This window comes from Methanosarcina siciliae T4/M (assembly GCF_000970085.1).
In the GTDB taxonomy this organism is placed as follows: domain Archaea; phylum Halobacteriota; class Methanosarcinia; order Methanosarcinales; family Methanosarcinaceae; genus Methanosarcina; species Methanosarcina siciliae.
Map to the genome: position 1 here is coordinate 3,475,043 of NZ_CP009506.1, position 24,425 is coordinate 3,499,467.

Annotated in this window: 21 protein-coding genes; 6 read left to right on the forward strand and 15 right to left on the reverse strand. The window is 43.7% G+C overall.

Annotation, left to right across the window (positions count from 1 at the left end; genetic code table 11):
* Positions 1 to 6 precede the first annotated feature (6 nt).
* The 8 genes from MSSIT_RS14480 to MSSIT_RS24985 form a co-directional block, all read right to left on the reverse strand.
* Positions 7 to 1,791 (reverse strand): ABC transporter ATP-binding protein, encoded by a 1,785-nt coding sequence (locus MSSIT_RS14480; RefSeq protein WP_048173276.1) that lies wholly within the window; start codon positions 1,789 to 1,791, stop codon positions 7 to 9.
* A gap of 713 nt (positions 1,792 to 2,504) precedes the next feature.
* Positions 2,505 to 2,816, reverse strand: a complete 312-nt coding sequence (locus tag MSSIT_RS14485; protein WP_048173278.1) for a FeoC-like transcriptional regulator — start codon at positions 2,814 to 2,816, stop codon at positions 2,505 to 2,507.
* Positions 2,816 to 3,271: a hypothetical protein gene (locus tag MSSIT_RS14490; RefSeq protein WP_048173280.1), complete on the reverse strand. Its 456-nt coding sequence runs from the start codon at positions 3,269 to 3,271 to the stop codon at positions 2,816 to 2,818. The genes MSSIT_RS14485 and MSSIT_RS14490 overlap by 1 nt, the downstream gene beginning before the upstream one ends.
* 13 nt (positions 3,272 to 3,284) lie before the next feature.
* The gene (gene feoB / locus MSSIT_RS14495; RefSeq protein WP_048173281.1) at positions 3,285 to 5,282 is read right to left on the reverse strand and encodes a ferrous iron transport protein B; all 1,998 of its coding nucleotides are present in this window, start codon (positions 5,280 to 5,282) and stop codon (positions 3,285 to 3,287) included.
* On the reverse strand, positions 5,275 to 5,517 hold the full coding sequence (locus tag MSSIT_RS14500; protein WP_048174879.1) for a FeoA family protein: 243 nt from the start codon (positions 5,515 to 5,517) through the stop codon (positions 5,275 to 5,277). Before MSSIT_RS14500 ends, feoB begins: the two co-directional genes overlap by 8 nt.
* Before the next feature lie 13 nt (positions 5,518 to 5,530).
* The gene (locus MSSIT_RS14505; RefSeq protein WP_048173283.1) at positions 5,531 to 5,779 is read right to left on the reverse strand and encodes a FeoA family protein; all 249 of its coding nucleotides are present in this window, start codon (positions 5,777 to 5,779) and stop codon (positions 5,531 to 5,533) included.
* Between the two features lie 294 nt (positions 5,780 to 6,073).
* Complete coding sequence (locus MSSIT_RS24980) at positions 6,074 to 6,304, reverse strand: hypothetical protein (RefSeq protein WP_048173284.1); 231 nt, start codon at positions 6,302 to 6,304, stop codon at positions 6,074 to 6,076.
* A gap of 101 nt (positions 6,305 to 6,405) precedes the next feature.
* On the reverse strand, positions 6,406 to 6,624 hold the full coding sequence (locus MSSIT_RS24985; RefSeq protein ID WP_231589847.1) for a sensor histidine kinase: 219 nt from the start codon (positions 6,622 to 6,624) through the stop codon (positions 6,406 to 6,408).
* A gap of 195 nt (positions 6,625 to 6,819) precedes the next feature.
* On the opposite strand from MSSIT_RS24985, the gene amrS reads away from it, so the two are divergent.
* Positions 6,820 to 7,878, forward strand: coding sequence for an AmmeMemoRadiSam system radical SAM enzyme (gene amrS, locus MSSIT_RS14520; protein WP_048173289.1), 1,059 nt, complete (start codon positions 6,820 to 6,822; stop codon positions 7,876 to 7,878).
* 113 nt (positions 7,879 to 7,991) lie between these two features.
* On the opposite strand, the gene MSSIT_RS14525 is transcribed toward amrS, so the two are convergent.
* The 4 genes from MSSIT_RS14525 to tatC (MSSIT_RS14540) all read right to left on the reverse strand — a co-directional run bounded on the left by MSSIT_RS14525 (position 7,992) and on the right by tatC (MSSIT_RS14540) (position 10,595).
* Positions 7,992 to 8,513, reverse strand: a complete 522-nt coding sequence (locus MSSIT_RS14525) for a Nudix hydrolase (RefSeq protein WP_231589848.1) — start codon at positions 8,511 to 8,513, stop codon at positions 7,992 to 7,994.
* 170 nt (positions 8,514 to 8,683) lie between these two features.
* Positions 8,684 to 8,998 (reverse strand): twin-arginine translocase TatA/TatE family subunit, encoded by a 315-nt coding sequence (locus tag MSSIT_RS14530; protein ID WP_231589849.1) that lies wholly within the window; start codon positions 8,996 to 8,998, stop codon positions 8,684 to 8,686.
* 394 nt (positions 8,999 to 9,392) lie between these two features.
* On the reverse strand, positions 9,393 to 9,725 hold the full coding sequence (locus MSSIT_RS14535) for a twin-arginine translocase TatA/TatE family subunit (RefSeq protein ID WP_048173290.1): 333 nt from the start codon (positions 9,723 to 9,725) through the stop codon (positions 9,393 to 9,395).
* Positions 9,726 to 9,809: 84 nt separating this feature from the next.
* Entirely contained in the window at positions 9,810 to 10,595 is a 786-nt protein-coding gene (gene tatC / locus MSSIT_RS14540) for a twin-arginine translocase subunit TatC (RefSeq protein WP_048173292.1), read from the reverse strand.
* A 604-nt stretch (positions 10,596 to 11,199) separates the two neighbouring features.
* Here tatC (MSSIT_RS14540) and tatC (MSSIT_RS14550) point away from each other — a divergent pair.
* The 3 genes from tatC (MSSIT_RS14550) to MSSIT_RS14560 all read left to right on the forward strand — a co-directional run bounded on the left by tatC (MSSIT_RS14550) (position 11,200) and on the right by MSSIT_RS14560 (position 19,615).
* Positions 11,200 to 11,979, forward strand: coding sequence for a Sec-independent protein translocase TatC (tatC, locus tag MSSIT_RS14550; RefSeq protein ID WP_048173295.1), 780 nt, complete (start codon positions 11,200 to 11,202; stop codon positions 11,977 to 11,979).
* A 351-nt stretch (positions 11,980 to 12,330) separates the two neighbouring features.
* A complete protein-coding gene (locus MSSIT_RS22465; protein WP_082089024.1) occupies positions 12,331 to 13,221 on the forward strand; it encodes a DMT family transporter in 891 nt (296 codons plus the stop codon).
* Positions 13,222 to 13,828: 607 nt separating this feature from the next.
* The gene (locus MSSIT_RS14560; RefSeq protein WP_048173297.1) at positions 13,829 to 19,615 is read left to right on the forward strand and encodes a DUF3320 domain-containing protein; all 5,787 of its coding nucleotides are present in this window, start codon (positions 13,829 to 13,831) and stop codon (positions 19,613 to 19,615) included.
* 26 nt (positions 19,616 to 19,641) lie between these two features.
* On the opposite strand, the gene MSSIT_RS24260 is transcribed toward MSSIT_RS14560, so the two are convergent.
* Together MSSIT_RS24260 and MSSIT_RS14565 are read right to left on the reverse strand one after the other, a co-directional pair.
* Positions 19,642 to 19,785 (reverse strand): hypothetical protein, encoded by a 144-nt coding sequence (locus tag MSSIT_RS24260; protein WP_156157452.1) that lies wholly within the window; start codon positions 19,783 to 19,785, stop codon positions 19,642 to 19,644.
* A 107-nt stretch (positions 19,786 to 19,892) separates the two neighbouring features.
* Positions 19,893 to 20,411 carry a hypothetical protein gene (locus MSSIT_RS14565; protein ID WP_048173298.1) on the reverse strand — a complete coding sequence of 173 codons (519 nt, stop codon included), beginning with the start codon at positions 20,409 to 20,411 and terminating at the stop codon, positions 19,893 to 19,895.
* Between the two features lie 321 nt (positions 20,412 to 20,732).
* Here MSSIT_RS14565 and MSSIT_RS14570 point away from each other — a divergent pair, with 321 nt between their 5' ends.
* Positions 20,733 to 21,521: an HNH endonuclease gene (locus MSSIT_RS14570; protein WP_048173300.1), complete on the forward strand. Its 789-nt coding sequence runs from the start codon at positions 20,733 to 20,735 to the stop codon at positions 21,519 to 21,521.
* A 705-nt stretch (positions 21,522 to 22,226) separates the two neighbouring features.
* Positions 22,227 to 23,387 carry a tetratricopeptide repeat protein gene (locus MSSIT_RS14575; RefSeq protein WP_048174885.1) on the forward strand — a complete coding sequence of 387 codons (1,161 nt, stop codon included), beginning with the start codon at positions 22,227 to 22,229 and terminating at the stop codon, positions 23,385 to 23,387.
* Positions 23,388 to 23,488: 101 nt separating this feature from the next.
* Here the strand turns inward: MSSIT_RS14575 and MSSIT_RS14580 are convergent, their stop codons facing one another.
* Positions 23,489 to 24,040, reverse strand: coding sequence for a pyruvoyl-dependent arginine decarboxylase (locus MSSIT_RS14580; protein ID WP_048173302.1), 552 nt, complete (start codon positions 24,038 to 24,040; stop codon positions 23,489 to 23,491).
* Positions 24,041 to 24,425: the final 385 nt, after the last annotated feature.

A 24,425-nucleotide genomic window follows, 5' to 3' on the forward strand; every position in this document is an offset into this window, starting at 1 on the left:
CTTAGTTTACCTGGCTTTTGCGGCAATTTTCCAGGCAACAGATTTTTGGTATTCATCCCACATGGTTTTGTAGATGCCACCTTTATTCAGCAGATCTGCGTGCGTTCCTTCCTCTGCAATCCTTCCGCTTTCGATAACCAGGATTCTGTTGACCTCCCGTACGCTGGTAAGACGATGTGCAATCATAAGAGTTGTTTTGCCACGGCTAAGCTCCTTAAGAGCTTTTTGGATTAAATGTTCATTTTCAGGGTCTACAAAGGCAGTGGCTTCATCTAAAAGCACGATCGGAGCATTCTTGACCGTGGCTCTGGCAAGCGCAATTCTCTGTTGTTCTCCCCCTGAAAGATAGGTTCCTTTTGAGCCTATTATCGTATCAAGTCCGTCAGGGAGATTTTCGATAATTTCTCTTGACTGCGAAAAATCAATTGCTTTATTTAGTTCTTCTTCTCCGACGTTATCTTTTCCAAAAACTATGTTTTCTTTTAGTGAACCTTTAAACAGCCTGGTGTTTTGAAAAACAAAGGAAATATTGTCCATTAGTTCTTTTTTGGGAATATCCTTGACATTTATTCCTCCGACTAATACTGCGCCTTCATCTGCATCCCAAAAGCGGGCGGCCAGCCTGGAAATGGTTGTTTTTCCGCCTCCTGAGGGACCTACAAGTGCTACCGTTTCACCTTCGTTTAATTTAAAGCTGATTTTATCGACGGCGCGTTTGTCGCTCCCTTCATATGAAAACGCTACGTTCCTAAACTCCAGGCTGTGATTTTGGATGTTTTTTGTGTTTTCGCTATGGCTCATGCCTGGATAAGCTAATAGGTTATCCAGCCTGTCAATGGCTTGCTCCGCAATCAAAGTATTTTGCTGAAAATACATCGATTTCATCAAAAGCATAGTAAAAATTGGTGATATCAGAATGTAAAAAACAAAGTCCGCAAGCACAAGGGGAAGGTTTTCTCCTCTTCCTATCAAAAAGATAGCCACCGGAATTAAAAAGAATGCGGCTGATTGCATAATTATGGTGTAAAATGACATTGGTTTTCGCCAAAGGAGGGTATACGCATGGACCATCTCTTTGTATTTTATTATACTGTTATAGAACCGCTTAAAAGAAAATACGGTTTGACCGAATGTTTTTACAATCGGAATACCACGGACATATTCCACGGATTCGGAGCTCATTTCCTCTAAAGAATCAAAATACATTTTTTGAAATTTTTTACCTTCGGAGCTCATCATGAACTTCATTGTTATGAAACCCAAAATAATTGGAACAAAAGAAGCAAGTCCCATTCTCCAGTCTACAATAAAAGTCAGAGCTATAAGAATAATGGGGGAGACGATGCTGCCTGCCATATCCGGGAGCTGATGTGCTAAAAATGTATGAGTTGTTCCCGCTCCGTCATTTACAATCTTCCGTATTTTCCCGCTTGAATGCTTATCAAAAAAACCAAGCGGCATAGACATTATTTTGTTCATGCCAACTTTTTGTATCCCTACCTCTACGTGAAAAGCCGCAAGATGCGAGCTCATAAGTGCGCAAAAATATACTATTATTCCTCCGATTGCACTTGCAAAGGCTAGCCACGCATAAAAACTGACATTTGAAATGTCAATCGATTGGGGAGCTGATAATATATCACGTGTTATGTACCATATAAGCACAAAAGGCAAGATGTTAAGAACTGCGGAAATTCCTGACAATACCAATGATAATGGCAAAAGTACTTTCTTCTTGCCCATGTAGGGCATGAACCTTTTTAAAATAAATTTTTTTTTCTCTTTTGGCATTTATAGTCACGCTCGTAATTGCAGCAACAAAGAAAACACTTTGTAGCTCACCTAATGTTGCATTATTTTGCTTCCTGGCTATAGCTTGACTTCCTGAATACCTGGACCCTAATTGGTTATATTCAATATTCCCATTGATTCGGGAGAGTAAAGTCTGGTCATTTTGCAATCGGTTGACTTAAAGTTTTAAAGAATGTTTTCAGTTCTCGTTTTTTATTTCAGTTGAATACCCCGTTAGCTTGCTGCGGGGATGAACAACTTACCCGGCAACAGTTAATGATAATATGTTTTATCAATTCCATTTTCTGGTTGTTAACTTCTGCTTAAACTAAATTGTTCAGGGTTATTGCTTTCTTTAACGGAATAATTGAAATTTATTCTTTCAGTTTATAGGTACCGGGATATTTTGTGGATAGGAAGACAGGATCTAATTTTTCCGGGAATTTTCCAGGTTGGTAGGCATCTCTGTCCTGTCTTCCTTTCCGTTGAGCCGAAAAATTTCAAAGCCCTAGCTAGCTGCTTTGTAACCTGTAGTCTTAAAGCTTTAAAGTCTGTTTTCGACTTTCGTTTTTTATTTCCGGCCTTTACTGATCCTGTACGGTTGTTCGCTTTTTGATCTGTCTATGCAGCTTTAAGCTCAGGAAGGCTGCTTTCAGGCTTTTGAAATCTTCGGTTTCTGTTCATCAAGATTTTTTGATCAGGGTTTTTCAGGTTCAGCCCGTCCGGTTATGGCAAACCCTTCGTCCCTTTTCTGTCAACTTGTAAACGGTACCGCTTGATACGGTGATTTTCCCGGAACAGCCACAAAGTCCGCAATCTTTACAGGAACCGGAGCAGGAAGAAGACCAGTCAGGATTTTTTTCCATAACTTTTTCAACATGTCCCATTCCTTCCATAATCTCGAGTAAGCCTTTAAGCTGCTGCGTACTCATTTTCAAATGTCTCGAAATCTCATTGAAAGAGATACTGCCTTTCTTTTCCGCTTCTGCCACCTGTTTCAGTACATACATGTATCCGAGTACCATTACCTTGTTTCCCTCCTTTCCTGAAGTTTGAATTTATTTTCCCAGCCCGCGTATATTACAAGAGAAAGCAGGCCAAGGTAAAGTGCAGGCTTGAAATCTACAAGTGGTGTCCATTCCTCAAATCCCTCCGCAAACAAAACCCACGCATTAATAAGGTCGGCAATAAAGTTCAGGGAATATAGAGCTCCGAAGAGCATGGAAAGTACGATCCCTACATATGCGTAGGCTCTTCCTTCCTGGAAATCTTTTGAAAGTTCACTAGTTCCGTATAAATAAACCGCACCTACGACTACAAGTACCAGCCCTCCGGCAATTTCCGGGGGAAGCAGGTTGGAAGCTATAAAGTTTTCAGGCAAAAACCCGGCTCCTTTCAGGACCTGTAAGCTCCCGATTGCCAGGTAGGTTATCCCCCAGAGGAGGGTAAAATAGGTCAGAGCTTTGTTCTTATTTTCCATTTATATCTCCTCTTCATGCGAATATGATATTCCCTATTTTTACCGTCGCAAAGGCCATTATCCACGCTATTGCTGTCGAATAAGCTGCTGCAAAAAGCATCCATTTCCAGGAGCCGGACTCTTTTTTGATTACTGCAACTGCTCCTATGCAGGGTACGTAAAGCAGGGTAAACACCATGAGCCCGAGTGCAATAGCGGGTGTGAATGTAGGGTCTGCTGCAAGAGTCGAAGACAATATTCCTTCATCTTCCCCTGTGCCATATAGGGTACCGAGAGAACCGAGGACAACCTCTTTGGCAAGGAACCCGAAGATCAGGGAAATTGCAATTTTCCAGTCAAAACCTATCGGTGCTACGAGAGGCTCGAGCAGTTTTCCCAGACTGCCTATGTAACTTTCCGCACTTCCGTATTCGACTCCCTGTGGGAAGTATGCAAGTAGCCATATTATCACCACTCCCCCTGCGATCACGGTACCTACCCTTTTCAGGTAAAGGGAACCCTGGTTCCACATATGTTTCAGGGAATTACCGACCGAAGGCACATGGTAAGGAGGAAGTTCCATTATAAAGGAAGAAGGTTTGCCCTTGAAAATGACACTCCGGAAAAGCTTGGCAGACAGGATTGCCACAATTATGCCGAGCACGTAAAGCCCAAAGATAACCGATCCGGCCTGTTTTCCGAAAAACGTCCCTGCAAGCAGCACGTAAACAGGCATCCTGGCCCCGCAGGACATGAAAGGCGTAACCATCATCGTAATGAGGCGGTCTTTTTCATCTTCAAGGGTGCGGGTTGCCATAATAGCCGGGACCGAACACCCGAATCCCATAAGCATTGGAATAAAGGATTTTCCCTGAAGCCCCATGGAATACATCAACCTGTCCATAATAAAGGCGGCTCTTGCAAGATATCCGCTGTCTTCCAGCAAAGCCAGGAGGAAGAACAGGATGAAAATATTGGGTACAAAAAGTATAACTGATCCCACTCCTGCAATTATCCCGTCCCCTAGCAGGGATGCAAGCCAGGAAGAATCAATGTTTGCAGCAACAGATTCGGCAAGCGAACCGAAAAACATGTCTATGAGTTCCATGAAGGGAGAGGCGAAGGTAAAAGTAAGTTCAAACATACCCCACATCAGGGCAAGGAATATGGGTATTCCAAGATATCTGTTTGTAAGTACTTTATCGACCATGTCGGATGGTGACATCTTTTCAGCACAGGTCGTACATGCCTGAGACAGTATGCTGCTTATGAACTCGTACCGCTTATCGGCCATTTCAGCTTCGTATCCCTCCGAATCCAGACCGGAAAGGAACTTTTCAACTTCAGGCTTTACACTTGACCTAGAAAGTTTTGAGCGAGCATTTTCGTCTCCTTCGAGTAGTTTTATGCTAAACCATCTGGAAGGGTATCTGTTCATAAGGGTCATGTCTTTAACGAGAATATTTTCAAGATGACGTATCTTCTCTTCAACATCTTTCCCGTACCCTATCTCATGAGGCAGGTGCGCTTCGGAATCGGCTTTTGTGATTATTGCGTCAAGGAGGTCGTTAATGCCCTTGCCTTCGTTTGCCGTTGTCTTTATCAAAGCGGTTCCAAGTAATCTTTCAAGCCTGAGGATATCCACCTCATCTCCCCGGCTTTCCGAAAGGTCGGACATATTCAGAGCAAAGACAAGTTTCGTTCCCATTTCCAGTAGCTGGGTGCTCAGGTACAGGTTGCGTTCCAGATTTGTCGAGTCAAGAATCTGTACCACAACATCCGGTTTTTCCTCGAGGATATAATCTCTGGAAACAACTTCGTCTGCCGAATAGGCTGTGAGGCTGTAGGTTCCGGGAAGGTCTACAATTTCGAGAACATGTCCGGCATATTCTTTTGTACCTACTTTTTTCTCAACCGTTACCCCTGGCCAGTTTCCCACTTTTTGCCTGGCTCCGGTAATAGCATTGAAAACGGTTGTCTTGCCCACATTGGGATTTCCTGTAAGTGCAACCCTGATTTTAGTCTCAACCAAGTTCCACACCTTCACATGGATCCGGTTCCACCATAATTTTCATAGCCATACCCTTTCCAAGGGCATAACGTGCTCCATTCACGTTGACAAGCAGATTCCCTCTCTCGCATCCTATAAGCCGGACAGAGGACGAAGGCGTAAAACCCATTTCTGTCAGTCTTCTTTTGAGGCCCAGACCTGCCCGAACTTCTTTGATCCTGCAGCCTTTCCCTTCCGAAAGCATGGTAAGAGGCATCCGTGCGGTCAAATTAATCCTCCAGTACTTCAACAACAACTGCCTCAGCCTCAGTCTTCCTGAGGGAGAGGTTGTATCCTTTCAACTTGAAATCCACAGGGTCACCCAATGGGGCTTTTTTGGTGACACTCAGAACTGTCCCGGGAACCATCCCCATATCAAGGAGTCGCTTACGGGAACTCCCCCCTCCTCTTACCTGGATAACACGGGCTTTCTGACCTGTTTCCAGCATATTCAGGGTTTTATCTATCGTTTCTATCATTTTTAATCACCCTTTAATTTTCGGATAACCTAATATTTTTCCTAGTCTTGAAATGTAATACTAAATATTTAAAATTTTCGTATATACGAAATTTTTGTGGATAAATGAATTTTATCTATTGGTAAAATATTCTTTGGAACAATCTGACAATCCTGTACAACCGGTGAATCTGTTTTCTTTCAGCCCGATATTTGCAAAGCCACTCCCTGAAAGATGAATCTCTGAAGGTCAAGGAAAAAAGGAGTCTATACATTTTTGCCGCAGGCAGACCAAACAGATAACTGTTAATTGAAATCAATGCTTAGTCGTTTTTGCTTTACCTGTTGTTCTTCCTGGGGCTTTCTTTAGAATGTTTACAAGCCGGAGCCCCAGAGAATCCGTATTCCTGAAATCGATATTATGAGGAAATTCATTTCCGTCATCAGCTACGATCAGCACAAACATTGGCTCTTTTTCACTCTTTTCAATGCTCCTTTTGCTCTCGGAACACCTTACTATTCCCTCTTCACTTTTCTCGATGCCCATTTCATCCGTTTCTATGCTCTGTGAGACTGTTTCTATGTGTATTTCTGCTTCGGAATTGTCTTTTTCATGCCCTTTTTCGCAGTCTTCTGATCTTAAAAGCCTTATGCGGATTTCTCCTTTCTTTCCCGGGGAAAAGCATGCTTTAAGGAATTCGAAACCAGTTCGTTTACGATGATGCCGAGAGGAACTGCGGTATCCATTCCCAGATAAATCTGCTCAAGGTCCAGTTTCAGGTCAATTTTTCCATTTCCTACGATATATGAACTGAGGAGGTCTCCGGTCAGCTTGCGGAGATAAAACGCAAAATCAAGAGTCTCCATATCCTTTCTCTTTTTCTGTACAGGAGCACCAACGAACATATGAATAAGAAAGAGATGAAATACTCACTGTAAATTTAAAAGAAGTAAATCCGTAGCTTTCTACGTAAAACTTCCCGGGCAAACAGGTCATTTCCTGAGGGTTTTGGATTACTTTTCTCCGACAGTAACGTTATTACCCAAAAAAACAATCACTCTATGGGGATTGTTGTGATTCGCGAAGCCATGTTCTACGAGAAACTCGAAGCTGACAAGGTACAGTGCGGGCTCTGTGCCCACAGGTGCAAAATTGCTCCCGAAAAGAGAGGATTTTGCGGAGTCAGGGAAAACAGGGGAGGTAATCTTTATTCTCTCATTTACGGGACCGTTTCCAGCGAAGCTGTGGACCCTATCGAAAAAAAGCCACTTTACCATTTCTATCCCGGGTCTTATGTTTATTCGGTGGGGACTATCGGGTGCAATTTCAGGTGCAAACACTGCCAGAACTGGTCGATTTCTCAAGTCTGCCTGGAAGACTCTTATACAACAGATATCCTTCCGGACGAACTGGTGGCAAGGGCGCTTTTCTCAGGTTCCAGGTCCGTTGCCTGGACGTATAACGAGCCTACAATCTGGCACGAATATACTTACGAAAGTGCAAAGATGGCAAAAGAGGCAGGGCTTGCAACAGTTTATGTGACCAATGGCTACATGACTCCAGAAGCCCTCCGGCACATCGCACCCTATCTGGATGCTGCCAATATCGATATTAAGGCTTTCACCGAGAAGTTCTATCATGATGTTGCCAGTGCAAAGCTGGCCCCCGTACTTGAGTCTTCTATCCTTGCAAAAGAGCTTGGGATCCATGTGGAGATAACAAACCTTATCATCCCGAAACACAACGACTCTCCTGATGAACTCCGGGAACTTTCGAAGTGGATCTACAAAAACCTCGGGCCTGACACCCCCCTTCACTTCACGCGCTTCCACCCCCAGTACCAGATGCAGGATCTCCAGCCAACTCCGGTAAAAACCATGGAGGAAGCCTGTAAAATCGCAACGGAAGAAGGGATGAAGTATGTCTACATGGGCAATGTCCCGGGAAGTGACCGCAATAATACCTTCTGTCCTAATTGCGGCAAAATACTGATCATTCGAGGATTTTTCGATATAGAAAAGTACGAAATTACGCCTGAAAAGACCTGCCCGGTCTGCGGGGAGAATATACCTATCGTCGGAGAGTACGTAAAACGGGAATTTAGCGAAGCGGAAGACTGAAAGTGGTCCCCGGTTAACTGGTGGATCTATTCCTTGAACGGCCCATATGACGAATAAGGTTGTACGGGTCAGAAATTTTTGTAATTTTTATCCTTTTTTGGTCCGCGTAAATATCACAAAATATATTTTTCGCACCCTTCTTCAAAGATTTTGATTATCCCTGCCCTCAGGGAAGGCGTATAGCTGCCAGGCTCGATTTTAACAGCCCTGTATAGTTCTTCGAGTCCCACCCACTCAACGGAAACGGCTTCTTCGGGGTCATACCGTATAAGGCTGGTGTTTTCTTCCGTGCACCTACCTGAAAATACCGTATGGTAAGCTCCTTTGTTTTCTAAGATGCAGGGAATTTTGAATAATTTCCGGAAAGGGACTGAGATTCCTATTTCTTCGAACATCTCCCGCGCAATGCAGGTTTCGTAGGACTCGTCTGCTACAGTGCCGCTTACGGAATAGGTGTAGAGGTTGGGGTACCAGAATTTTCCTGGAGCCCGTTTCTGGAGAAGCATTCTATTTTCAGAGTCAAGGAGAATGAGCTGGGAAGCCCTGTGAATATGATTCCCCGAATAAAATTCCTCTCTCGGGCGCAGTCCAAGAAAATTATCATCTTTGTCAACTTCACTGATCAACTCGGTCACAGGAAACCTCCGTGTCAGCTCTGAATATTTAATAGGGGTATTTTAACACGGGTATTTTAACACGAGTATTTTAACACAGATATACATTTCGGGACGACAAAAAATGAAATTTAAAAAATAAAATTAGGTGAAATAATATGAAAAATGAAAATTTAGCTTTTCAGACGCTCTCAAGGCTCAGATACTTCTTTTGGTTTCTCTGCGACTTTCTGGATCTCTTCAAGTAGCTGGTCATCGGTCTTGCCCTTTATGTCAATTCCGAGCTTTGTAGCAGTCTCCTGTACTTTAGTCTTTGGAGTTATGGGTTCCTTTAAGGACTTTTCAAAATCCCTCAGGCTCTGTTCGGATTCTTTCTGGGCTTTTTTGAATTCTCCCACCGAACTTCCCATGGACCTTGCAAGTTCCGGGAGTTTGCTTGCCCCAAAAAGGAGTATAGCTATTGCGAATATGAACATCAGTTCCATGGGACCTGGCATGCCAACCATATCTATACCTCGAATTTTTACTTTTTCTGTTTTTTTCAGGTTTATCAGCAAATTGTGTTTGTCAGCAAATTATAATAATTTTGGTAAAACAAAAATGATTCTGAATCATTCTGAATAACTGCTGTATAGTAGAGAATGAGGATTTACTTCTACTATATAAACCTTTTATTTTCTATTTATTATTTGTCTAATTTTTATCTATTTGTCCTTATACTAGCTTTTAATTTTCAAGGAATTCTAAAGCCAGAACCACCTGTTTTGATTCATAAAGATTTACTGTCTTTCATTTTTAATCAGTAACTGAAGCTTCGAACTTCGAAAACTTTAAACTCGGGAAACTTTGAACTCCGAAAACCTTGAATGCATATGCCTTAACTTTATTTTACGGGATTTTTCAATTTGCTCCGGAAGTTTTGGAATTTTCTTTTTCTGGAATGGAAGATCTGGCTTCCAGTGAGTTTTTAAGGCTCCGGTCCGCTCCGGTCTTTGTATTCAGGTCTTCAGTTTCTCTTTCCGTTGCTCCCTCTTTTGCCCCGGCAGTAGCTCCATACACGTTTTTCCGGGTATATGGATCGAAAGTAGTAAGCTCCAGTTCAGCAGCTCGCTGGGCTTTCTTGAACTCTCCTACCGCACCTCCAAGCGACCTTGCAAGTTCGGGAAGCTTGGCTGGCCCGAAGAGAAAGAGCGCAGCGAGAAGGATTGCAAGCAGTTCAGTGGGACCTATCATTATCGGTTATTATCAGCAATCAAATATAAAAGTTCTTGCAAAAGGCAGGGAAAGCGGATTTTTATCTGAGCTCGTTTTCCGATGTCAAAACAGCCTTACCAACAGCAGGCTGAACTCAAAGAGGACTGCAAGCAGAAGCGCGACCAGGATCTGGGCAATAAATGTCGGGTCGGGTGAAAGGAACAACGAAAGCGTTACAATTGCACTGTAGATCAGTAACCGCTGTTTTTTGAGGGTCTGGTAATTTACAAGCCCCAGTTTCACGGCAAATACCACAAGGAGAGGTGCCTGAAACACGACTCCGAAGCCTGCAAGGATTGTGGTCACTGCTGAGAGGGTATTCTGGACGGAGAGCTGGGCCGAAGCCACGTCTCCGGAATAGAAAAAAATATACCTGAACATCACAGGCAAAACAATGAAGTAGCCAAGAGCAGCGCCCAGAATAAACAGGAGGAACGAAGCAGGAACAACTTTCAGGAAAAAGCGCTTCTCATGCGGATAAAGCCCTTTGCCTGCAAACCTGTAGAGCTGATAAAAAAACTGTGGGATTGAAACCGCCAGTGCGAAGACCAGGCAGAGCTTGAGGCGGGCAAAGATCCATTCAAGCGGGGAATAGACTGCCATATTTAGTTCCGGGCTTATGAACTCTTTCCAGACAAGCAGCATCCCTTTTTCCGAGAAGGGATATGCAACCAGCATAGCCAGACAGAGCCAGACCAAAACTACGGCAAGCCGCTTCCTGAGCTCATACAGGTGAGCCATAAGGGGTTCTTCAAAATCCCCAGGGACCCCGGAAGAATAAACGTTATTGCTTCCATTAATTTTGTTTCCTGTATCATGCAGCTGGTTTCCGGTATTATTAGAGTTCATGGTTTTATCTGAATTTTGGTTGTTTTCTACTGGTCTGCTATCCGGTGTCCTGTCGGTTTCTATCTCTTTTTGCTGGTTTTATAGCTATTTTTCCTTAGCTTACTATCTGTTTTTCTGCTGATTTACCCAAGTTTTTTCTGTCTACACTGCATTTTAATAAATATATTAATATCGGAACTTCCTATTACATTTACATCTAAGGGTCCGATAATATCCCGCATAATCCGGACGTGACTGATATATCTGATATGCCGGATACTCTGGATATTCCGAAGCCTGACTGCTCCAAAACTATAGAGCCAGGATATGTATTTACCGTACTTAATATTTACAGTGATTATTCGTATCAACAGTATCCGCTTCCTTGTTTTAGTTTCCATACTTAAGTTTCGTGTTATCCCTTAAACACAAAGCTTGAAATAAGATGCTTTGATCTGGAAGCTTGCATTTGCTACACCCGAGCATAACAAAACATATAACAGGATAATCAATCTCTGAAAAAATCAATCCCTGAAGGAATCAGTTCCGGAAGGAAATTGATTCCCAAAGACAATTAATTCCTGAAGGATAACCAGTTCCTTTATTTGCCGGATAGGTACTCCATATGTCAGAAGCAATTGAAAACTTAAGTGTAATCCTGCTGACCCTGAGAAAGAAACTGACCGTGGTTGCTGCAGTTCTTTTCGCAGGCGTTGCTCTTTCTTTCCAGTTTACGGGTCCGCTGATTGAGAGGATGAAAGAGGACCTCTTACCTGAGGGTGCAAAGCTGGTTTATGTATCTCCTCTCGAAGTAATGATGCTGAAGCTCAAGCTCTCATTTATAATAGGTCTGCTCTTAGTCCTGCCCTTTATCGCATACTATGCCTACAGGGCTGTATCGAGGCGTTTTTCTTTCCGAAATCCTATAAAGATCGGGAAAAGCCAGTTTTTACTCCTGAGTGTAGCTGTTCTTGTAATGTTTGTTCTCGGGGCTTCTTATGCTTACTTCTTCATGCTGCCCCTTTTTCTGGAATACCTCTACCTTAACGCAGCAGGTTCGGGGGTAACCGCAACCTACTCGATCTTCAAGTTCATCTCGTTCGCAGCTGCAGGCACAGCCCTTTTCGGACTAATCTTCGAGCTTCCGATCGTCCTCACTTTCCTTACCCGGAACGGCTTTATCCAGTACAGTACCCTTGTGACCTACCGCAAGCACATTTATATTGTCTTCCTGGTTGCAGGAGCTGCAATTACTCCCCCTGACGTGCTCAGCCAGGTCATGGTAGCTGTACCAATGATCATCTTTTTTGAGATCAGCATGGTTGTTGTGAAGGTGCTTGGCGTGAAACATAAAGTCTCTCAGCCTGACCATTCATCGGTATCCCGAGTTTCAGAAAGAAGTTAAGCCTTGTGAAGGAAAGGCAAAAGAAATGTAAAGACGGAAAGAAGTAGACTGAAAATAAAGTGGATCGGAAGAGAAGTAGAAATAAATGCAGACATCAGAGAATTGTTATGCCGGACAGAGGCGTGCGGATTGAAGGGAATAGGCACGCCTGGGGGTGATGTGATGATATCTGAGAAAGTAACCCAGGCACGCCTCTACAAATTCTTTTCCACACTCGCCTATCCACTATTACTTTTGTTTCGACAGTATTTAACGTTATCGAATCTATGTTATGGTAATAGTTTTTTTCATTTTTGTCTGAGGACAAGACCGGAAAGCCTTATTTAAACCAATTCCTTATTTGAAGAAGTCATGGAGCCCGGATACATAAAAGCAAATGCTCAGGTTATTGCCGCATCCGTAATCTACGGATTTGCTGGAATTTTCTTCCTGTACATAAAAAACATGGCTGAGGGACCTGTTGTATTTTGCCAGCTTCTTTTTGGGTTTCTTGTTCTAGCCGCTTACCTGGCAACTGCAGGAAAATTCTCAGGAAGCTCAAGGATCCAGCTTCGAGGAAAAAGAAAAGCCATGTTGCTGCTAGGGGCATGGCAGGCCGGAGTGATGCTTTCTTATTACACGGCTGTAAACTTTACAAATGTCTCAATGTCCGTGCTTTTGCTTTATACGGCTCCTCTTTATGTCCTGCTGATCGCTCCTATCCTCCTTAAAGAAAAAATCAGCACAAAAAACCTTGTTGCCCTTACCCTCTCTCTTATAGGGGTTGTGGTGGTCGTGGGTCCGGTAAATCTTGTTTCCGGCACGACAGGTTCAGGCTATCTCTACGGCGTACTGATGGGACTTTTTTCAGGCTTTTTCTATGCCTGCATAATCATGACCTCCCGCTACCTCAGAGACGAATATTCAGGCCTGGAACAGCTTTTCCTCTCAACAGGCGTGACCCTTGTGATCCTCCTCCCCTTTATGCTGCAGATATCCTCCGCAGTCCTGCTTGAGAACCTGCCAGTCCTGCTCTTCCTCGGGGTAATGATAACCTCCCTTGGCTCCATTCTCTATTTCACAGGGCTTGAGCATGTGAAAGCTCAGAATGCGAGCGTAATCTCCCTGCTTGAGCCCGTAAGTGCCATCTTTTTTGCCTACCTAATTTTAAACGACCCGGTTTCCCGGGCCACCCTGTTCGGATGCATCCTTATTCTCGCAAGCTCTCTCCTTATGGGCCTGGAAAGTGAAAGCAAAACATGAGGTGAAGATCTTCTGAAAGGGCGGCACGTTCAAAAGGACTTATTCCCGGACAAATAACGTTACTTTTCTCTTTGCCAGAGACCTATGATTGTTTGAGGGCTACCAATAAATTCTAATAACAGGTAAATAAGTTCAGATTTATTCCTGTATGTGTACATGTATTTTTCAAAGAGGTAATATACAACCACTTACACAATCCTTTCTTAAAAAAGGTAAAGCCTTGGAAGTAAAGCAGAATAAACTTTGTTAAATCAGGAACAAAATAGGTTTTTTTCGGTACAGCATTCAGCGAGTCAACAGTAAATCCGAAAATAAATCAATAACAGTAAATCCTCAGTAAATCCTCAGTAAATCAACAGTCAATTATCTGGTAAAAGATTTTATACTCTTGTATCAATATTCTACAGTTGTGGATTAGTGGGAGTAGATTCTTTCTGAACTGGGTAAGACTTACAGAGGAGTTCGATCTCCTTTCAGCAGAATTCATTCGCAATTTGAAGTTTTGCTCTCCGACAGGACATCAACAAAATTTATTAACAATCATCCTGTATTCTTATTCGTATCTTAAATATATTTTCTTGATTATTTGAAAAGGGCCTGGTATTTTATGGTAGACATAGTAAAGGAACTGGAATCATTAAGACAAAACTTGCTTGATCTATCCCTTCGTAATAACCTTCTCAATTACCGCCCTTCCACGAGACGGACTATCTCAATTACGGGCAGAACCCCGGAGGAGGTCTATGACCTTTTTGTTCTTCAGGAAAAATCAATGAAGTTCCGGGCAGTAAAGACCAGGCCCAAAAGAGGAAAAAAAAGTGCAAACGGGGATGAAGGGGAAGACGACGCTGCGGAAAGTGAAAGCAGGCTTCTGAAAACGATAGGAAGAATCCTTGCTTCGGAAGAGAAGAATAAACCCCATAATTCCCGTTTCGAACCTTTTCTTGAAACTTCTGATGACAGTGAGACCCTCGACAGGAAGCTTTTTTACGTCTACAACCAGGCGAATTCTATTTTTGAAGAACAGGGTTATCCTGTCCTCTATCTTGCAATGGGTTTTCTGCAGTGGAGTGAGATTAAATCTTCAGTAAAGAACCCGAAAGCTCCCCTTGTCCTTGTCCCTGTCGAACTCAAGAGGATAGGAAAAGGCAGGAACTTCAGCATCCAGTGGACCGGGGACGAAATCTTCACCTCCATTACCCTGCAGGCGAAGATGAAAGAGTTCGGGATAGAGGTTCCCGAGTTTGAAATGCCTGAGGACGCTTCCGGGATTCAGGAATACTTCAGGGCCGTGCTTGAGGCAATCCGCGAAAAGCCGGACTGGAAGATCATTCCTGAAGTCTGCCTTGACCTCTTCAATTTCAGGAAATTTGTCATGTACAAGGACCTGGACCCTGCAACCTGGCCTGAGGACATGTCCCCTGCCGAGCATCCCCTGATCCAGAAGGTCTTCAACCCCGAAGAGCCCGAGTGTGAGGTTCAGGGCTTCCGGGAAGATGAAGTCGACCTGAAACTTTCGGCAAAAGATACCTATCACATAATGGATGCGGATTCCTCGCAGATTGCAGTCATTGAGGATGTAAAGGCCGGAAAAGACCTTGTTGTGGAAGGGCCTCCGGGCACGGGAAAATCCCAGACCATTGCAAATACGATTGCAGAACTGCTTGCCCAGGGAAAAAGCGTACTCTTTGTTAGTGAAAAGATGGCTGCCCTGCAGGTTGTAAAGAGCAGGCTCGATAATGCCGGGTTAGGAGAGCTCTGTCTGGAGGTGCACAGCCACCAGACCCGGAAAAAAGCCGTGCTTGAAGAACTGGAAAAAGCCCTCAACCGACCTGTCCCTCCTGCCATCAGCGCTGAGCGGGACCTTAACGAACTTGAAAAACTTAAACAGGAACTCAACGGGTATGCGGAAACTCTTCGGGAACCTGCAGGAAAGATCTACCCAAGCCTCTATGCCCTCTACGGGATAAAAGAAAAGACCCGGATTTACTTTGAGTCAAAGGGCCTGAAAATGCCCCTTTTTAAGTTCCAGGACCCCGATACCTGGGAACCAAAGGACTGGCTGGAAGCTGAGTCCGTTATTGAGAAAATGGGGCAGGTGCTCCCGGCTCTCGGCCCGGTCAGGAAAAATCCCTGGTACGGCTGCGAGCCCGGGCTTGTGCTGCCTTCGGATCTTGGGGATATAGGATCGGCTGCAGACGAGTGTGCTTTTGCTTTTGAAAACCTTGAGAAGGCAACAAAAACCCTTAATGACCTCTCTGCAACCTCAAAACCCCAGACACTTAAAGATATTGAAGGTATAACCGAAGCTGCAAAAATTATAGGGAAATCAAAACCCCTGCCCGAAAAACAGCTCAAGAACCCTGCCTGGGACTCCGATACTTCAAGCTCCGAAGCCGAAGCCCTGGTTTCAAAAGTCAGGCAGTACGGGGAACTGAAAACCTTTGTAGACAAAACATTCCATCCTGCGGTTTTTGACCTTAATACATCGGAGTTTAAAGACGTTTCAGGTAAGCTGTTCAGTGTTTTAAATTCAAAGTACAGGAAACTGAAAAAGGAGATTTCAGCCTGCTATCTTTCAGGAGCACCTTCAAAGGACAACAGAATCCTGCTCGACCTTGCCTGCGTTTCCGAGTTAAAGGCTCACAGGCAGGAGCTTGAAGGCTCCGAACTGTCGGGCAAAAAGTTCTTCGGAGACTACTGGAAGGGCTTTGAAAGCGACCCTGTCCTGCTGGAAGAACATTGCAGGTGGCTGGTTCCCTTCCGCAGGCTAGTCAGGGAAGGAGCTATAACTGACAAATCAGTCACACTGATAGGAAACGGGGTTGACGCAGTCTCCGTTGAAGCTGCCATAAATGAAGCCCTGGAAGCAAAACAGGCTTTTCTTTCTTCCCTCGAAAAATTCGGGCCTCTTATAGGGGCAGATTTCGGGAAAATGTTCGGAAGCGACCCGGAGGCCGTAAAGCTCAGTCAGTTGAAGTCCCGTGTAACCAGATGGAAAGACGAAACTTCGTCCCTCGTCTTCTGGAGCCAGTACCTGGGATACCGGAAGGCCAGCCTTGAAACCCTTGCCTCTCCAATGATGGATGATCTCGAAGCCGGAAAAATAGAGCCCGAAGATATGATCCCGGCTTTTGAAGGCAACTACGCCGAAAGCATGCTGCATCGGGCTTTCAGGGAAAGGCCGGAGCTCTCTGCTTTTATCCGTGAACTCCATGAAGGTAAGATCAGCAAGTTCACCGAGCTTGACAAGAAAGTCCTGCTGGAGAACAGGAAGAGAATTGTCTGTTCTGCTTATGAGGAAACCCCAAAACTGACCTCGGGTGCCTCGAGAGCTTCCGAAGCCGGAATTTTGCTCAATGAATTCAACCGCAAACGCGGGCACATGCCCATCCGTACCCTGATGAAAAAAGCAGGCAGCCTTGTGCAAAAAATAAAGCCCTGCTTCCTGATGAGCCCGCTTTCCATTGCCCAGTACCTTGACCCGCGGAGCACAAGGTTTGATGTAATCATCTTCGACGAGGCAAGTCAGGTCAGGCCCGAAGATGCTGTAGGAGCCCTCCTGCGCGGAAAACAGGTAGTGGTAATGGGAGACTCAAAACAGCTCCCTCCAACCGACTTCTTCGATACGGTTGTTGACTCCCCCGAAAGCGAGCCTGACGACTATACCTCTGCCGGGGATATGGAAAGCATCCTGAACGTCTGCAAGCGCAGCTTCCCGGTAAAGACCCTGCGCTGGCACTATAGGAGCAGGCATGAGTCTTTGATTGCGATTTCAAACCAGGAGTTTTACGACAACCGCCTCTATGTTTACCCTTCCCCCATGCAGAAGGATGAGAGCCTGGGGTTGAAGTTCGTCCACCTCCCTGATGCGGCTTATGACAGGGGCAAGAGCGGAGTCAACAGGATCGAGGCGAGAGCCGTATCCAGGGCTGTTTTCGAGCATTTCCAGAAGTATCCCGAAAAAAGCCTTGGGGTCGGCACTTTCAACATTAAACAGCAGGAAGCTATCCTGGACGAGATCGAAGCCCTCCAGAAAGCAAACCCGGGCGTTGACCTCAACTTCGGGAATGACAGAGGCGAACACTTCTTCGTAAAGAACCTCGAAACCATCCAGGGAGACGAAAGGGACGTCATCCTGCTGAGTGTGGGCTTCGGGTTTGATAATAACAGACGGCTTTCCCTTAACTTCGGGCCTCTCAACCGGGAAGGTGGAGAAAGGCGCCTGAATGTACTTATCACAAGGGCAAGGGAAAAATGTGTCGTCTTTTCCAACTTTACTTCAAGAGATCTGCCCATTGATGAAAATACCTCTTTCGGGCTTCAAGCCCTCAAAGTCTTCCTTGAGTTTGCCGAGAGCGGTACACTTCCGGTTCAGTCATGCGGGGGACAGGAGCTTGATTCTCCTTTCGAAGAAGCAATTTCAGAGTTCCTTACTGAAAACGGATGTGAGGTACACAGTCAGATCGGATGTGCCGGGTACAGACTTGACCTTGCAGTCCCCGACCCCCGCCATCCGGGCAGGTATGTGCTCGGGATTGAGTGTGATGGAGCAAGCTACCATTCCTCTCCCGTTGCAAGGGACCGAGACCGCTTGCGCCAGCAGATTCTCGAAGGGCTGGGCTGGAAAATCTACAGGGTCTGGTCCACAGACTGGTACCTTCACCCAAAAGAGTGCAGGGAAAAACTGCTCGAGACTGTAAAAACAGCTGTTAAACAGGCAAAACGGCAGGCAAAATCCGAACCCAAACCCGAACTTGTGATAATAAACGAACCTTCTGTCTGGGCAAAATCCGCCGGAACTTATGAAATAGCCCGAACTGCTGAGGTAAATGCCGTTCCTGCTGCAAGCCTGCTCTCCCCTCAGGAAAGCAAATTTAATACGTCTGACTTGAATTCCTTTGAAACGGCGTCCCCTGCAAAAGTTCCCAGTAAGGTAGAATTCCTTTCGGAAAATTCCCCTGAAAAGGGTTTCATTGTAGAAGATAATCCCGGAAAGGTTCCTCCTGAAAAGAATGTCCCTGAAATGAAATCTTCCTCACCGATTTTCTCTGAAGCGGAATATGAAGGGGAAATCAAAAGAGTAGCTGAAGAAAAAGATAGAAGTGAACTTGAAACCGAATATGAACAAAGTGACGAACAAAATGATGAACAAAGTGATGAACAAAATGATGAACAAAGTGATGAACCGGACGCTGAAGTAAAGTATGAAACTGAAACCGATACCGAAGCTGAAGATTCCCATACTGATGCTTTCTCCTCACTGGGAGACGGACTTTTCTCCCGTTCAGGCTCGGACTTTATTCCTGAGATGACTTCGAAAGCCCGGTATCTGGCTACACTCGCTAACGAAAACTCCAGAAAGAAACCTGTCCGAAGATCCAGGAAATCGAATCTCCTTAAATTCAGTGTTGATCCACGTGAGGATTTCGAGACGAATACGGACGAAGAAGCTGATCTCATCCCCGAACCCGAACCTGAGAAGGTAAACTTCTTCCAGGCTTATCCCGATATCGATTTCAGTGCAGGTCCGGTAAAAAAGAGAAAAAGCAGAAAAATTAATGAATTTGCTTACATCTACGGCTCAGGAGGCTTCTTTGAACCTGGAGATTCCGAGGAAGCTGATTATCCTGACTCGGCAAGGGATTTTGAACCTGAAGTTACATCTGAAACATCTGAAACAGTTTCCGTTGCCAACTCCGAAGAAAAAACCGAATCCGATCCAGGTTCAGGGCTTGAGGGTTCGAGGCTTGAGAATGAAGATATCGAAAGTATCGAGGTTTCTGCTCCCGAAACTCTGAAAACCGAAACTGAAAAATCTTCCGAGAAAGGGAATTCCCTTGGAGCTCTTGTCCCTTCCTACCAAATTTGTACCTCCTCAGGACTCCCGGAGTCAACAGACCTTTCTGAAATTTCCGATGAGCAGCTCGAAGAAGCCGTTATAAGAATCGTGGAATACGAAGGGCCTGTCCACGCAGAGGAAATAATCCAGAGGATAAAGGCCCATACGGGAATCCCCCGCATGTTCAGCAAAATCAAGCATAGAATCCTGGACTCCCTGGCAGAGGCTGAAAGCTCGGGGAAAATCGTGGCAAGAGGCGAGTTCTACTGGCCGCTTTCGGAACCTGCAGAACTCCTGCGCAAGCGGGATACTGAAACATATGCAAAGATCGAATGGATCTGTGATGAGGAGATAAAAGAAGCTGTCCGTTTCGTCCTTAACACCCAGTATTCGACCCCTCTTGAAGACCTGATTATCCAGACCTCAAGGGTCCTGGGCATTAAAACAACCCGCAAAAATACCTGGGACAGGATAGAGAAACTTATTCTATCGGAGATAGAAAGCAACGAACTTACCCGCACTCCCAATGAAATGATTTATTTTGTAGAGTAAATTTCGGGAGTAAAGAGGGAAATGGATTAATTTATTGAGTCTGTTATGGATTTCTTTCTACTCCCCTTTTTACTTCCATGTTCTTCTTTCTCTTCTTCTTTTGATTTACTTGGAGAAAGGAAAAATATGCTGAATATCCATTTGGATTCGTTTAAGATCCGAAATGCCAAAAAATTATTATTTTTTTATGTAGATATCTATGAATTGTACCGGAAAATAGCTATTTATGGTATTTGAAGTTGTGCATAAAATTCGTTAACCGATGCCAAAATAAATGTTATTTTCTCATTTCATATTTTGCATTACATTTTAGGCACTGAATTTTGAAACCATGTGGGTAACTATCTTCTGGATTAAACTCAAATGAAAAATAATTCTGCATAGGAAATCCAGAATCGTATCTCCATGAGTTTCCACATGTCTTGCAATCCATGTGCTTAAATTCATTTGATTCACAGTATTTAACGGCATGGAAAATCGACGTTGGATTCTCCTTATGATTTATAAAGATCCTTTCTAGTGTTGGTTTTCCCGGTTGATCTAGATCGTTTTTTCGAAATCTCTCTTCTATCTCATATTCTTGATGTTTACCATTCGTCTTGTTTCCACTTCTTGATACCATTTTTTTTGGTTCCGCTTTTACTTTAGTTGTCGCTGAAATTTTAATTTTTACTAGCTTGTAACCACAGGAGTAATAAAAAGTTTCGACATATTCATTACTTGAACTTTCTTCTATTTCTTCTGAATCTAAAGTTCCTTGACCACAAATAGGGCAAAAAACAATTTCATCTACCATATTATCACTGTTAATAATATCAGGACAGTTTATATTTAAACATTTCAAAATGTCCAATTCATGTAATTTGTTTGTTTACTCAGCCAGTGTGCAATATCAGAATATATAATTTGTAACTATAAGCCAATCAGGTATCAAAAAGGAACATACTTTACTTTTTCATACAAAGTTTTATGGTAAAAAGTTGCAGTTTGTTGATATTATTGTATAAGTTACTTGAGAAAGTGATCACGTCAAAAGCTCTTAAATCAAAAAATTTAACGTTTCTAAAGTGATTGTATCTTCATTTGGTTTATTTCCAAATTTAAAGGTGAGTTACTGATGGAACAGCGATACTTGAGGTATTCTGATGGTCGATATGAAGCAGACATTGATATCACTGTAGAAGAATGGAAATCAATGCTTCAAAATGAGAACATTTTTTATAAAGAAGCTTTGGATATGGTTTTGAAATGGTATAAAGAAATTGACCATCAAGCAACATCAAAAGCAATAATGGCAAAGTATTCTCCTGAGTTGAAAGGCACTCCATATAACGGAATAGTTATTGGTCTAACTAATCGAATTCTAAAATATCTAAATCGATTTGAAGTAATCGGTACTGACGGTAATAAATCAAAATTCATTGTACCGTTTGAAGGATGGCATCAAGACTACAATCCGTCTAAGCATTTTGTTTGGAAATTAAGAGATGAGTTAGTCCAGGCATTAGAAGAGCTTGGTATGGTAGATGATCAACCATTTCCATCTGAAGAAGATGAGCTTACAAGTTCCATTGTAGAAAGCACACCGGACGGTAAAAAGATTTTATGTTATACTACTCGATATGAACGAAACGCACAAAATAGACGTAATGCTATTAAAATACATGGAACTGTATGCCAGGGATGCGGTTTTGATTTTGAAAAGACATATGGTGAAATAGGGAGAGATTATATCGAAGTTCATCATGTAAAACCACTCTGCGAAGGAGAAGGTTCTGTTCCAATAAATGCTGAAACAGATTTAATATGTGTGTGTGCTAATTGCCATCGTATGATTCACAGAAGAAAAGATTCAGTCCTTTCTCTAAAAGAATTGCAGGAATTACTGTTAGCAAACAAAAGTTGAATACTTTGTTTCAGCCTTTCAGGCCGAACCTGTCTCGTCTGCAACGCAAAAAGAACAGAAGAACTCAGATTTTGACCTGGGGGACCTTATTAAAATTCACAAATAAATATAAGCGCCTCCGCCAGCCTGTCTGGCGATCTTTCACAAAAAGCAGAAAAAGAAGCAGAAATTAAAGAGAAATAAGACCAAAATTTATGCCTTTTGACCTACTGTTCTCTTTTTCACACACAAACGTCTCAGAAGCTTTTAATTGCTGGCATGTTGTTTTTATTCTTATTTACGTGCTCTTTTTCTTCGTTTTGTCTTTTTGGGACAGACCGCTCTCCTGCGTCGAGCGGGACAAGAACGACTCGATATAGAGAGTAACATTGTATGGGGAAGAAATCTTATTTAGTTCGGCTGAGTGAAGCGCCTGTCTCTAATTTATAAAATAGTCTGCTTGAGCTCAGCTCACTTCTTAACCCATAAATAGTCTGCTTGAGCGCAGCGAAACGGACCGCGTACTGTTGCGATTACATCGCAACTCCCATGAAATCTCCGATTTCATGTGATCCCGAGGCGCAATTCGAGCGGGACAACTTTTGTCAAACTCTTCCCATGTGCCCTAGTTATATAATAAAATATTTATCAGCTGAAATCAGAGGATAAATAAGTAGGAAATTGAAGCTTGTTCTCAGGAAATTATTTTTGAGGGATTTGATTTTTATGGACCTGGACCTGATCAATAAACTTGTTTTTGATGTTGTGGAATCGGTGAGGAAAAACAGTGACGGACACTGCGCAGCGCTTGAGTTTACAGTCCAGTTTTCAAGGAAAAACGGAATTTCTCCGGACTTTCTCCTGAACATCGCAAGGATATGCGACTCAAAGGGGATGTTCAGGGAAGAATACGTGTTTGTGAAAGCTTGCGCTCTCCTGGGGGAAGGAGAACAGCAAATTGAGGCTTATTTCCTTTCGGGAGTTCTTGCCTATTTTATGGGGAGGAAGGAAGCTGCTCTTCAGGAATTCGATGAAGCCCTGAAGCTTGATCCCGGACACGTCAACTCCCTCTGCAACCAGGGAATCGTCCTTGCCGAGCTTGGGAAGAAAGTTGAAGCAGAAAGCCGGTACAGGAGGGCTCTTGAACTTGACCCGGGGCATGTCAGCACCCACTGCAACTACGGCAACCTCTTTTTTGGGCTTGGGAAAATGCAGGAAGCGGAACGCGAGTTCAGGACAGTGCTCGAGCTGGATCCCGGAAATGCAAACAACCGCTGCAACTACTCCAACCTCCTTGTCGAACTTGGACGGAAAGAGGAGGCTGAAGAGCATTTCAGACTGGTGCTCGAACAGGTGCCGGAGCACGTGTCAGCCAACTATAATTATGCCAATTTCCTTAAGGAAGAAGGAAAGGTTGAGGAAGCTGAAGTTCATTACAAAGAGGTCTTGAAGGTAAGCCCTGGACATATAAGTACTCTCTGCAACTACGGGAACCTGCTTTCGGAATCCGGCCGGGCTGAGGAGGCGGCAATGCATTACAGGCTTATCCTCAGACTGAAACCCGGAGATGCGGATGCCAGGGCTAACTACGGGCAGCTCCTTTTTGAACTTGGGCGCTATCAAGAAGCTGAAATCCAGTACAAAAAGACTCTTGAAATAGACCCGTGCCATGTTCCTACGCTCTGCAAGTACGGCAATCTGTTGAAACGGCTGGGGATGTTCAGGCAGGCTGAAGCCATGTACCGTGAAGCCCTGGAACTGGACCCCGAAGACGTTAACACCCACTACAATTACAGCCTGTTCCTTTTCAAGCTTGAGCGCTTTGATGAAGCAAAGGAACAATACATTAAAGCCATGTCCTCGGATTCGTCACCGATCTTCTTTTAATTCCCAAACTTCCGTGAATTTTAACAGGGACCGCCAAAAAATAAGAAAATGAAAAAACGCTGTTGAAATGCAGGAGTATGAGGATAAGGGGGGTTAGCCCCTCAACATTTACTCGTAACAAAAACCATGGCAGCAACAACTGTGGTCCACTTTCCGTTCTTGTCACCTTCTGCAGTCTGGCAGATATTAAACGTGTCAAAAATGTGTCCGCTTGCCTTATACACCTGTTCGCGCTCATGCCAGGCCATTTCCGCATTGAACTCAATCCCGAGAGTTGTTGCGAGCATAGTTGCAGCCAGGTCTTCAGCGTATTCTCCGGCAATTATTTCTTCTTCTCCGAATGAGTGGTGTTCGGAAATATAGCCGTAGTTATCCTCGTTCACAGGTACAGCAGTTCCTATAGCTGATGCCATCAGGCGGTGAGGCTCGTTGGTGTCGTTTCTTGCGAGAACACAGTGAACAATTGCTCCCGGTTTCAGTTCGGAGAGACCTTCTTCTCTGGTTACGAGTTTGCAGTTTGGAGGCAGAATACTTGATACGCTCACAAGGTTGTATTTCTCAATTTTTGCATCCCTCAGTGCAAGTTCAAAGGATGCTAATCTGTCCTTATGGACCCCGGTACCTTTCGTCAAAAATGCTTTCCTTGGGATCATGTGAACTCCTTTAACATACATCTACTAAGCGATTTTCCATTATCTGGGCAACAAATACACAAATGAATAATTTTCAATAATTTAAAACTTTTCTCTCACATTTCGACCCCCTCCCAAAAAACACAACTTATTTTTTTTATTCGCACAGTCCATTGCTAATTTTGCCTTTACATTTCTATTAATTACCCAATATTCACTATATTTATTCAGAGGTATCTATTTTTTTATTTTATTTTCTAAATTTGAACTGGATTTTTTTGAACATTGTGGGATTCAAGCCAAAATCATTGATTTTGTTGAGCATGTTTTACGGCAGATTCAATAAGTTTATCCAGTTGTTGCAAAAATCACCTTATTTTTGAAAGGGGGGTCGAAATGTGAGTTT

Coding starts and splice junctions, on each gene's coding strand:
- MSSIT_RS14480 (WP_048173276.1), bottom strand. CDS start 1,791: ATGCCAAAAGAGAAAAAAAAATTTATTTTAAAAAGGTTCATGCCCTAC.
- MSSIT_RS14485 (WP_048173278.1), bottom strand. CDS start 2,816: ATGGTACTCGGATACATGTATGTACTGAAACAGGTGGCAGAAGCGGAA.
- MSSIT_RS14490 (WP_048173280.1), bottom strand. CDS start 3,271: ATGGAAAATAAGAACAAAGCTCTGACCTATTTTACCCTCCTCTGGGGG.
- MSSIT_RS14500 (WP_048174879.1), bottom strand. CDS start 5,517: ATGCCTCTTACCATGCTTTCGGAAGGGAAAGGCTGCAGGATCAAAGAA.
- MSSIT_RS14505 (WP_048173283.1), bottom strand. CDS start 5,779: ATGATAGAAACGATAGATAAAACCCTGAATATGCTGGAAACAGGTCAG.
- MSSIT_RS24980 (WP_048173284.1), bottom strand. CDS start 6,304: ATGGGCATCGAGAAAAGTGAAGAGGGAATAGTAAGGTGTTCCGAGAGC.
- MSSIT_RS24985 (WP_231589847.1), bottom strand. CDS start 6,624: ATGGAGACTCTTGATTTTGCGTTTTATCTCCGCAAGCTGACCGGAGAC.
- amrS (WP_048173289.1), top strand. CDS start 6,820: ATGGGGATTGTTGTGATTCGCGAAGCCATGTTCTACGAGAAACTCGAA.
- MSSIT_RS14530 (WP_231589849.1), bottom strand. CDS start 8,998: ATGGTTGGCATGCCAGGTCCCATGGAACTGATGTTCATATTCGCAATA.
- MSSIT_RS14535 (WP_048173290.1), bottom strand. CDS start 9,725: ATGATAGGTCCCACTGAACTGCTTGCAATCCTTCTCGCTGCGCTCTTT.
- tatC (WP_048173292.1), bottom strand. CDS start 10,595: ATGAACTCTAATAATACCGGAAACCAGCTGCATGATACAGGAAACAAA.
- tatC (WP_048173295.1), top strand. CDS start 11,200: ATGTCAGAAGCAATTGAAAACTTAAGTGTAATCCTGCTGACCCTGAGA.
- MSSIT_RS22465 (WP_082089024.1), top strand. CDS start 12,331: ATGGAGCCCGGATACATAAAAGCAAATGCTCAGGTTATTGCCGCATCC.
- MSSIT_RS14560 (WP_048173297.1), top strand. CDS start 13,829: ATGGTAGACATAGTAAAGGAACTGGAATCATTAAGACAAAACTTGCTT.
- MSSIT_RS14565 (WP_048173298.1), bottom strand. CDS start 20,411: ATGGTAGATGAAATTGTTTTTTGCCCTATTTGTGGTCAAGGAACTTTA.
- MSSIT_RS14570 (WP_048173300.1), top strand. CDS start 20,733: ATGGAACAGCGATACTTGAGGTATTCTGATGGTCGATATGAAGCAGAC.
- MSSIT_RS14575 (WP_048174885.1), top strand. CDS start 22,227: ATGGACCTGGACCTGATCAATAAACTTGTTTTTGATGTTGTGGAATCG.
- MSSIT_RS14580 (WP_048173302.1), bottom strand. CDS start 24,040: ATGATCCCAAGGAAAGCATTTTTGACGAAAGGTACCGGGGTCCATAAG.